The 10,829-nt window shown below is 49.5% G+C and carries 7 protein-coding genes; all 7 read right to left on the reverse strand.

The window, feature by feature from the left end; all coding sequences use genetic code 11:
* Window positions 1-443 (reverse strand): Rrf2 family transcriptional regulator (locus VN105_RS12285; protein WP_325641246.1); only part of this gene is annotated, 443 nt, incomplete at its 3' end.
* A gap of 42 nt (window positions 444-485) precedes the next feature.
* The gene (pafA, locus tag VN105_RS12290) at window positions 486-2,108 is read right to left on the reverse strand and encodes an alkaline phosphatase PafA (protein ID WP_325641248.1); all 1,623 of its coding nucleotides are present in this window, start codon (window positions 2,106-2,108) and stop codon (window positions 486-488) included.
* A gap of 11 nt (window positions 2,109-2,119) precedes the next feature.
* The gene (locus VN105_RS12295; RefSeq protein WP_325641250.1) at window positions 2,120-4,261 is read right to left on the reverse strand and encodes a hypothetical protein; all 2,142 of its coding nucleotides are present in this window, start codon (window positions 4,259-4,261) and stop codon (window positions 2,120-2,122) included.
* A gap of 9 nt (window positions 4,262-4,270) precedes the next feature.
* Window positions 4,271-6,508 carry a glycoside hydrolase family 20 zincin-like fold domain-containing protein gene (locus tag VN105_RS12300; RefSeq protein ID WP_325641251.1) on the reverse strand — a complete coding sequence of 746 codons (2,238 nt, stop codon included), beginning with the start codon at window positions 6,506-6,508 and terminating at the stop codon, window positions 4,271-4,273.
* A gap of 44 nt (window positions 6,509-6,552) precedes the next feature.
* Complete coding sequence (locus tag VN105_RS12305) at window positions 6,553-7,776, reverse strand: metallophosphoesterase family protein (protein WP_325641252.1); 1,224 nt, start codon at window positions 7,774-7,776, stop codon at window positions 6,553-6,555.
* Between the two features lie 5 nt (window positions 7,777-7,781).
* Window positions 7,782-9,260 (reverse strand): SusD/RagB family nutrient-binding outer membrane lipoprotein, encoded by a 1,479-nt coding sequence (locus VN105_RS12310; RefSeq protein WP_325641254.1) that lies wholly within the window; start codon window positions 9,258-9,260, stop codon window positions 7,782-7,784.
* Between the two features lie 12 nt (window positions 9,261-9,272).
* Window positions 9,273-10,829: TonB-dependent receptor domain-containing protein (locus VN105_RS12315; protein ID WP_325641256.1), on the reverse strand; the 1,557-nt coding region annotated here is incomplete at its 5' end.

The following is a 10,829-nucleotide window of genomic DNA, read 5'->3' on the forward strand; positions in this document are numbered from 1 at the left end:
AGAGATTTTATACCGAGGTGCAGTTCTTCATTGAACTGCCCGATGGTAGTATGTTCCATCATTTTTGTGAGTTGGTTACGTACTTTTTTGAACTGATGATGCAATGGGCAGGGATTGGTTTCCGAGCAGTATTCCAGTCCAAGGCCACAGCCGGTAAAAACGCCTTCCCCGTCGATCGCTTCCACAATCCTGGCCAGTGGCATTTTCCGGGATCTCGCGTCCAGGAAAAAACCGCCATTAGGACCTTTTACAGAGCCGATGATTCCTTTCCGGCTCAGGTCCTGCAGGATTTTTGCAAGGAAGGGCTCGGGGGAATCTATGTTGGCAGCGATTTCTTTGATGCCTACGCGCGCACCATCCGCAGTGCGGTGAGCAATGAAAAAGACGGCCCTGATACCGTATTCGCAGGTTTTGGAAAAGATGCCCATAGTTTGTGAAGACAAAGATAGGGGGAAATATTTGGAATAAAAGAGTTTTTTGTCTTTTTATTTAAACAACTCCCACACCACATGCCCTATATTCCCACTGGGCACCTGTATATTCAGCAGCGCCGCCACGGTAGGCGCAATATCCGTCATACCCGTGGTCCGGTAAGTTTTGCCCGGCTTAATCCCCCACCCCATCCAAACCAGCGGGATATGCGCATCATAGGGATACCATAGCCCATGCGTAGCGCCGCTGCGGCCTCCATCTTTCCAGCCGGGTTGCATGAGGAGGATCACATCTCCCCCGCGTTGCTTGTTATAGCCATTTATGAGCATGGTACGCAGCGGTTCCTGCAAAGCGGCGGCGCCAAGGTCGGGCAAACTAACGGCATCGGCTATACCGGGAATGGCTTTTAACTTTTCTATCACCAGTTCTATCACCGGCTGCAATGGAATTTTCCTCGCGGCAAAAGCGGGCCTGTTAAGATACAGCTGGTAGGCCGACAAAGCCACTACGCCTTTTTCGACACCGAATTGTGTTGCGATAGCGGCATTGATATCTTTTAATACTACATCGGCATCCAGCAGGCCGGTGGGCAGCCGGTGCTCTTCCAGGAAGCCGGGCGATTGTGATACACCATGATCGGCAGTGATGAAATAGAGATAGTTGCCTTTACCAAATCTTTTATCGAGATAAGTGAAAAATTCTTCCAGCTCTTTATCCAAACGCAGGTACAGATCTTCTTCTTCAATGGAATTAGGACCAAACTGGTGCCCCACGGCATCAGGGGAGGAAAAGCTCACGGCAAGAAAATCTGTTTCCTTACCGGCGCCAAGTCCATACCCTTCTATAGCGGCTTTGGCAAAAGCGAAAGTAAGGGTATTGCCATAGGGCGTGGTGCGGATAGCACTTTTCTCCCGGCCGGTGAAAGTATGCGGGAACACCGGTGCATTTTCATGTCCGAATGATTTCTCATAATCTTTATTGTCTGTATCACTTTGTACGTAGCTGTTAATTGGATAGCGTGTTTCCCATCCTTTAGCCAGGTATTTCACCGGCAGTTGCTGTGCATTGAATCGCTGCGCCCATTCCGGTAATGCTTTCATGTAATAGCTGCTGGAAATAAAATTGCCCGACTTTCCATCATACCAGAACGCTGCGTTGGCGGTATGCCCGGCGGGAAGAATAGAGGCCCTGTCTTTTATGGCTACGCCTACTACTTTACTTTTGAAATTGGTAGCCAGGCGTAATTCATCCGTTACCGTGGACACCAGCAGGTTGCGGGGCGACATATTTCCTGCTTTTCCTTCAGCGCCTATAGTAACGGCAGTGCTGTCTTCCGTGCAGTATACAGACCGTTGCAGTTCCCGGCTGTACCAGTCGTTGTCCACTATGCCATGCACTGCGGGGCTGCTGCCGGTGTACACGGACGTATGCCCGCAGGCAGTTACCGTGGGTGCATAATTAATATACGTTTGTTCGCATGTAAAACCTTCCCGCAACAAGCGCTTGAAGCCGCCATTTCCATACCTGTCCGCATAGCGGTACAGGTAATCCCAACGCATCTGGTCTACCATCATGCCCACTACTATCTTTGGTTTTTGCGCGGGTTGCTGCGCCGGGGCAACAAGCGTTAACAGCAACAGCATCACTGTTGCACAAAGTGGTTGTATACGTTTCATGCTATTCATTTTCAGTCAAGTACTTTTAAATAACGGGCCATCCAGTAAGGCAATAAAAATTCATCGCCTGCCAGTTCAGATTCCCCATTGTGGCCACCATCCAGGTTAAAGGCGTTGGCATTATGGCGGTGCACCGGCTGTTCATCCAATGGCAGTAGTTCAGCCGTATACTGGTTCCGGAAATTTGGCGGCAGGAGCGTAATATCTTTACGGTTTGAATTAGTGATCTTCCAGGTGATCAGGTCCATCGGGAAAGTGTGCAGCCACCAGGTAGTGGCGGCAGCGTCGTAGTCGCCTGCCGTTGCCAGTGTGATCAGGTTCCACACCGCGTTCTTTTCCGGCCGTTCTATTTCCCAGTGATTGCGGATAGCGCCTTTATATTGTGCTTTCAGTTCATCGGTGAATGCGTATTTATACAACACCCAGTAAGTAAGAAAAGCCATTTCATCATCAGAATGGTTCCAGCCGCCCATGCCCATATTAACGCCTTCATGCACATAGCCCGGTGTTTGTTTGATAGTGTGATAGTCGATCTGGATATTTTTCAGGTAACCGTATTTATTCAATAGTTTATAGGCTTCTGTTTTATACTTTTCTTTGCCGGTTAATTGATACGCCAGCTGTAAACCTGCAATGATAGTAGTGCTTCCCAGTCGCCTGTCGCCGATGGTGGTCGGGTACCAGTTAATATACTCAGGGTTCCAGCGCGCCCATAAGGTGGGTTTATTATCGATGTCCACCATGGTGTATTTATGATCAATAATATGCGTCATGATCTTATCAATAAAATCAGTGACCCGCTTCTTTTCTTCCGGCGTTTCTGCTACCATTTCGTTCAGCACTGCCGTGATCCAGATATAGGCTACATACTCATCGCTGCTGGTATGGCCTTTCCATTCCCATTCTGGGTCGGGAGAATCGCGCCATCTTTCAGGATCAGAATTTTTGTATCCTTTGCGTTCGAAGGTGCGGGAAGGAAACCCTGTGAGCTGGTTAACAGAAAGTATTCTTTCAAATGCTTCAAACGCTTCCCAGGCGTATCTTTTAGCGTTGGGATCATGTGTAACGGCGTACCTGAAAGCCTCGCTGCTGAGATAGAAGCTGCTCCACAGGCCATCGTTATCCGTATCCGCCATTTCAGCAGAGCCAACATCACCGGGCGTATTCAGGTGGAGATTAGCGATGAAACCATAGCGGATATGCCGTTCGCGGATCTTACGTTCAAAGAAAGCGGCTTTCTGTGCCAGTGTTTGTTGTATGAAAGCAATTTTATTAAGACCGGTGGGCGTTAGTACATACACATCACCATGACTATCGGCAGCCATGCTTTTTACCGCATCCTGGTCCAGCCAGCGTTTTGAGGCAAAGTAACGGTAGGTACCGGAATCCGTACGCATAAAAGCGCCCTGGGGGGTACCTGCCCAAATATGATCGTTGGTCACTATCAGTTCGCTGATAACGGGAACGGGTACACGTGTTTGCAGCCCCATACTGGTATCGCCGGTGTTCCGGTTCACTGCATAGTATCCGCCGGTGGTTCCCAGCAGGATCTCATTCCCCCTGAAAGCCATGGCCGTGGCGTTCTGTACGGTATGCACGGGTACAAAACGGTTGTCTTTCAGCGTATACACTGCTTTATTGCTGAGGATAAAGAAAGTACCGTTGCTGGCCTCCATCCTTTGTACACCTTCGGGAATAAGCGGCAGGTCCTGTAACTTGCCGTTGGCAGCTATAGCCAGTGCATTGTTGCCCGACAAGAGCATGCGGCCGGCAGCATCTACTGCCACGCTGTTAAATTTCCCGGGCGGAAGATTAATATAGGGAACACCGGCATAACCGTTAGTCAGACATTTATCTGTATAGAGATAATACAAATGACCGCTTGCTTCCTGTGTGGTAACATCCACGGGTATTTTCTGTGCCAGTGGGCGGAAGCGCTGATCGCGCACCAGGTCGTTTCCGCTGAGGCGGTAAAAGCCCTGCTTTGTGAGCACATGTACATTATCGTTGTAGTCGGTGATCACTTTAACAAGTTGCAATCCCTCCGGGATATGATACTTTACGGACACTGCCTGCGTAAAAGGCAGATCGGGTGTGGCCCAGGCGGGGCACGACAATACGATGGCTGCTGCCAGGTAAATTAGTTGCTTCATTCCTGTCATTTATAATTTGATAAGCCACACTTCTGTGACCCGTGAATGCTGACGCCAGTTAAGATGTTCTTCATCAATATTATCCCATGTGAGCAGCAATGTGCCGCTCCTGGTGATCTCACCCGGTACGGGGAATTGTTTTATTTCTCCTGTTCCTTTGTTATAGAGAGATGGTTTAAGCAATACGCCATTGGCCCGCAACAGGCTTTCTCCATAACCCGTTATTCTTACTACGTAATGCGCCGCAGTATCCAGGTGGTCATAACGCATGGCGGAAGGCCAGCGCAGGCTCACCATCCAGGATAATCTTTTACGGCTGTAGCCACTCTCCCACCAGTCGAAGCCCGGCGTATCGCTGCGGCGCATGAGCGGATCCGTGTGCAGGTCTTCCGCCCTTACTACATGTGGTGATTTTGATACATTGCCGATATCATCGTAGTAACTGCCGGGTCCGGGATTTTCCCATCCTGCTAAAGTATCCAATGCCTTACGCTGCGCTTCCAATGGCAGCGTACGGATATAACGGAACTTATCTTCCAGCCACCAGCGGTTATTCAAAGGCCGGTCCAGGAAATCAAGCACAGCGCCCCTTTCCGGGCCTGCGGCTTTGTATTTCGCTACGCTGGTTTGAAGGGATACCGACTTGTACAAATCATCACACAAGGAAATAATACGATCCCGCCATTGCGGCATTACTTTCTTATCTGCCTGCTGCAGTATCTGCTCTGCGCGGTTCATTTCATTGCCATCATGCACCAGTAACGTATTGTTTACGGCTGCTTCCAGCGCCGCTTCCCTGATGGCACGTTCACGGGTATACGCATCGTAGTAAGCTCTTAACAGGCACATCTGCCAGCGCCAGTTGCCCGCTAATGCCGGGTGTGCTTGTTCCAGTTGCCGCCATAGTGTAAGCGTTGCCGTTATACCGCCATTACCGGCGATAGCGCCCTCCCAGTTCTTTTCCAGGGCAAGGATGCCATCAGCCGCCTGTTCGGGAGGTACGGATGGAAAAAAGTAACGGGCATACTGGATCATCATCTCTCTTACATTTGCCTGGCTGTTCCAGCCCAGCATACTCCAGAGCATTTTATTTACATCGTCGTGCGCACCATCGGAGTAACTGATAAAGCCATCCATATAAGGCGCAATAAAACGGTAGATGTTGGCATAATACACCGGCTGCGGGTTCACCGGCTCACGGCCAAGGCTAAACGCAAAGGCAGGATCCCACCATACTACGGGATAGTCGCAGCGCACCGTATGCGTAATATCCGGGTAGTGACGGATCTTATATGGCGGGGCCAAAGCGGCCCGGGTATCTTCCAGCGAAGGACTGGAAGGCCCTACTACAAGGCCTCCCAGCCAGGCCGGTTTATGTTCACTGATATAGGAATAAACGAATGCGCATTCCGTGGAATCGTAGCCTTGCAGCGACAACCAGATAGCTGCTGCGGGGTGATATTTTTTCAGGGGAACCGCTAATTCCTCCAGTAACGGCAGTACCAGCTGTGGCGGGTTGTTGCCGGGGTCGCCACCGGGAAAGAATATGGCGTTGAGGCGCACGGACTCCCGGAAAAGCGTATCAAACTGCATCAGGAAATGATGCCGCTTCATGGTATCTTTCAAATCGAAAGTAGCCGGTGTCCATACGGAAAAATCCAGGTCGTACTTTTTGCAATAGCCGCTGATGCGGTGGGTCATTTCATTAGACGATACGGTGAAATGCGGCGATGGCGGCATAAACGGGATGGCTTCAATACTGTTGGCCCCGAATATGGCCAGGTCGCGGATATACTGTTCATATTGTTCCGGCGTCCATCCATCGTAGGAATTAGCCAGGTTACGGTATCCGATCTGGTGTCCTCGTATAGCCATCTCCGGTATAGCGTCTGCTTTTATATCATCCGGCAGTTCAACACTGCCCTGCCGGTATTCCATGTTACGGAGCAGGCAACCAGCTCCGTATATCCATCCCCGTGTGCTACCTGCTTCAACAATAATAGTGCGCCCTTTGCGGCGGATATGATATGATTCCGGTGCGCATGATGCTGTTTGAAAGATGATCACCTGGCCGTTTTCAGGCGCCTGCGCCGCAATGGGCCATACGAGGCCGGTACGGCGTTTCACTTCTTCCTGTAATACCTGCGCAGCCACCTGTTTATCTTTCGATACAATAGTTACCTGTTGCAGTACAGCCCCGGTGCAGAGTAGCGGAACGAAAAACAATATGATAAGGAATCCTTTCATTATTTCATAAACTGTTAAATAAAAAAAGAGGAACAGCAGGACCGTTACTTCATTTTATTTTTAAGGAGATTATCCCCGTTGGTTTGTTTTTCAAGATCAAAAGCATCGTATAACTCGCCGGTTACGGTATAAGCGCGGTAAGCTACCAGCTTGGGTTTCACCTCCACTACCTGGAACAGCTGGGTATAGGCGCCGGTGCGGGTCATCCAGGGCTGCGGATCTATGGCCGACATTTTCGGGCCGCTTACAGATACCACGTATACCGGTCCTTTATTACCATCGCGCCCGCGGGCGTAGGTATGATCGTGTCCTTGCAATACCAGGTCTACTTTATATTTATCGAACAAAGGCTTAAAGTTTTCCCGGAGGCGTTCGTTGTTGCGGCTTTTCTTGGTAGACAGTACCGGGTGGTGAAAAGTGATAGCCGTCCACCGGTTGGGATTGTTTTTCAGCAACGCTTCCAGCCATGCTTTCTGCCGGGCCAGCAGCGTATCGGATATTTCTACTTCCTGTGAATTGAGGGAAATAAAACGCATACCCTGTACATCGGTATAGTAGCAGGTTTCCTCCAGGCCGGCCGGGCCGTTTTCCGGGAGGGTAAACTGCGGGCGCCAGAAGGCGGAAGGCATATCCTGGCCGGCGGCATTCTCATAATATTCGTGGTTACCTGTTGTCATCATACCCGGCACCGTGCTGTGAATAAAACCACCTGCTTCAAACCATTGCTCCCATTCGTTGTTATTATTGCCCCTGTTCACCAGGTCGCCGGCATGAATGATGAGGCGTGCATCCGGCGCTACCGACCACGCTTTCCTGATGACCCTCGACCACATGGAAAAAATATTTGCCTGTGCATCACCCAGGTAGATAAAAGAAAAAGGTTCGCCTGGTAACCCGGCGGTACGGAAAGAAAACCATTCACTCCAGTGTTCACCTTGCCCTACCCTGTAAACGTAGCTGGTATTCGGCTGCAGGCTATCAAAAGTAAAATGATGATACCTCACCGGTAATGAATCCGCAAAAGGCGGTGTGGTGATGGCAGTGTATCGTACAGCCGTTTGCGTGAACCGCGGATCGGCGGTAGCAGCGGCCAGTTCTGCATAACTGGTGGTTGCCTCCTTACCGGTTCTCCAGGTAATGGCTGCAGAGCGGGAAGGGTTTTCAGTTACGTTCATTACAATCCTGTCGGGCTGCAAACGTTGGGCATTTACTTCCTGTTGGAAAAAGCAGGTGGCCAGCAGCCACCCGCTTATCAGTATTTTCTTCATAGCTGTTACTTCAGGTACCACATCAGCGTGGTTTGTTTATCTGCTCCGAATACGGTGAGTGCTTTCTGGTATTGTTCTTCATTGGTATCGCGTTCGCCGGTGGGATAAATATACCGTTTAGGCAACACCGTAGTGGAAGATAGTGGACCGAGCACAAATTTGGGTAGCCCTGTACGACGGTTATCAAACCAGGCTTCAGCGCCTTTCAGGAAACCCGCGATCCATTTCTGACCAATGAGTTGTTCCAGGGTACCGTTGTATTTCACAGATGGCAGACTGAAATAACCAGAGTCGATGGCTGCCTGGTCTACACCATAAAATTTCATATTAGCGTGGATACCGTCGTAATAAAGGCTTTCCGCTGTTTTACCAGGCACGGTTACTTTACCTGCCTGTGCGCTTTCTGCCAGGATAAAGCATACTTCTGCATAGGTGAGCATGCTGGCTTTCAGCATGTCGGCACTACTGCTGCTGAACAGGGACGACAAGCGAGACATATTATTCTTGCCGCCGTTATAATCATAAGGCGCAGGAATAGCATTGGGTACGCCCACATAAAGATTGGGATCTTTTGTCCAGCCGTTCACTGAATCCACCTTGGCTATCCATACTTTTAAACGGGGATCCTTTCGTTGCAGTAATGCGTCCACAATTTCCTTGCTGGGTTTACGTTTATCAAATTCATCGAGCGAGCTTCCCAATAAGCTTCCCGGCCAACTGTTGGCGCTTACTGTTCCCTGGTAAATGATCTCCGCATTGTCTGCATTGCTTTCAAAAATGGGATACTTGTTTTTATCGTTGAGGATCTCCTGCATTTCGGTAAATGCAGTGGGATAGTTTTTGGAGATGCGCAGCAGCATCCGTAAACGAAGCGAGTTAGCAAACTTGCGCCAATTCAGAGGTTTACCGCCGTACATCACATCTGCTTTGGTATCTACCTTAACGTTATTCCCGGCCAGTTCCTCATTCGCTTCCTTCAGTGTTTGCAACAGCGCCGGGTATACGGTTTGTTGCTGATCATACCTGGGATGCACGAGTTTATCGCTTTTCAGCAGCAGGGCTTCACTGTAAGGGATATCCCCGAACAGGTCCGTGATATAAGCAAAGTTAAAAGCCTCCAGTACCTTACCTACAGCCACGTATTGGGGTGCCTCCATCTTCTTTGCCAGGTCCATCATCTCCCGGTTGGCCGACAGCTTTGCATAGTAGCTGTCCCAGCTCTGGGGGCCCCAGTCGAACTTATCATTTCCTTCATTGCGCACCATCGTGATATAACGACCGGCAGAAGCAGGCTTGTCGAAGTAAGCCTCCTTCTGGTAATCGTAAGCAGTATTGATCAGCACCGACGACAACAGAAATTCAGGATTGATGACTTCCGATTCATTCGGGTTTACATTCAGTTCTTCCAGTCCTTTTTCGCAGGAAGCGAAGAGCACTCCGAAGATCAGTATCAGGTATTTTAAAGGCATGCGTTGCATAACCATACAATTATTGGTTTAGAAATTGAAACCTACCTTAGCGCCATAAGAACGGGTATAAGGCAATCCCCAGCTGGCTACGCCCGGTGAAAAGCTGCCGTTGGAAATAGTCATGGCTGTTTCCGGGTCATAGCCTTGTTCCGCTGCAGTCCAGGTAAACAGGTTACGTGCAATCAGTGATACGGTAAGATTTCCCAATGGCAGCTTACCCAGTGTTTTCTTGGAAAAAGTGTAGGTAAGCGATGCTTCCCTGAGTTTTACATAGCTGGCATCGAAAGTGGAGCGGCCGTTGAAACTCCAGTAGTATTCACCGTAATAGTTTTCAGGATCGGTTACATTATCATTGAGTTTGTATTTACCGTTTCCTTCATCGATATAACCAAACAGGATCATACCATCTGTACGTTTGTTACCATCAGCATCTGTCCAGGGCAATCCGCCTGATTTAGGATCACGACCCGGAACAGTGGTTTGTGTACGGCCATCACTGAGCAGGTTCTTTGCCACATAAGAGAAGAAATTACCGCCCTGGCGCCAGTCGATCAGCACATTCAGCGTAAAGCCTTTATACGAAAAAGTGTTGTTGATGCCCAGCATAAAGTCGGGGTTATAGTTACCTATCTTCACATACTCATTTAACTGCTGGTAACCGCCTTCATTACTCAGCAAAGGCTGCCCTTTAAACTCGCCATCCGGCACGGTCGCCCAGGTTTGCGCATACATATCTCCCATTTCAGCACCTTCCTGTACCAGGAAGCGTATTCCTTCGGCACTGCCTAACTGGTAGCTGTTCAGGCCATCCAGCAGCTTCAATACTTTGTTACGGTTGCGGGTATAGTTTAATTGCAGGTCCCAGCGGAACGGTCCTGCTACCGGTGTAGCATTCAGCCCGATCTCAATGCCACTGTTCCTGATCTTACCGGCATTGGTTACCATGTTGGAATACCCGGTAGCCATAGTTACCGGTATGCGGATGATCTGGTTACGGTTCACGGTGTTATAATAGGTAAAGTCAACGCCTAATCTTCCTTTCAGGAAACGCAAATCAGCGCCAAATTCATGCGAGGTGGCGATCAGTGGTTTCAAGCGGTTGTTCTTTAATACATTGCTGATATTTGCCAGTTTCACATCGTCCCAGTCCTGCCCGAAGCTGAAGGTATTATACAGGTTGTAAGGATCGGTATCACCACCCACCTGCGCCCAGTTAGCGCGCACTTTTGCAAAGGACAGTGCATCGGATTTAATACCCAGCATATCGGATACAATCAGGCTCAATGAAGCAGAAGGGTAGAAATAGGAATTATTTCCTGCGGGTAGTGTGCTTGACCAGTCGTTACGCGCGGTAAGATCCAGGAAAGCATAATTGCGGAAGCTCACCTGTCCCATTCCGTATACGCTGTTGATCCGTTTGTTGTACCGGCTGGAAGTATTTACCACTGTACCTGCTTTGGCATTGGCGATATTATACAATCCGGGTATTACCAGCGCTTCCGATTTCTGGCTGGAGCCTTTACCGGTTTGATTCATGCGGTTAGCACCAGCGGATACAGAAACAAAGAAGTCTGAATTGATATT

The organism is Chitinophaga sp. (assembly GCF_035564935.1).
In the GTDB taxonomy this organism is placed as follows: Bacteria; Bacteroidota; Bacteroidia; order Chitinophagales; family Chitinophagaceae; genus Chitinophaga.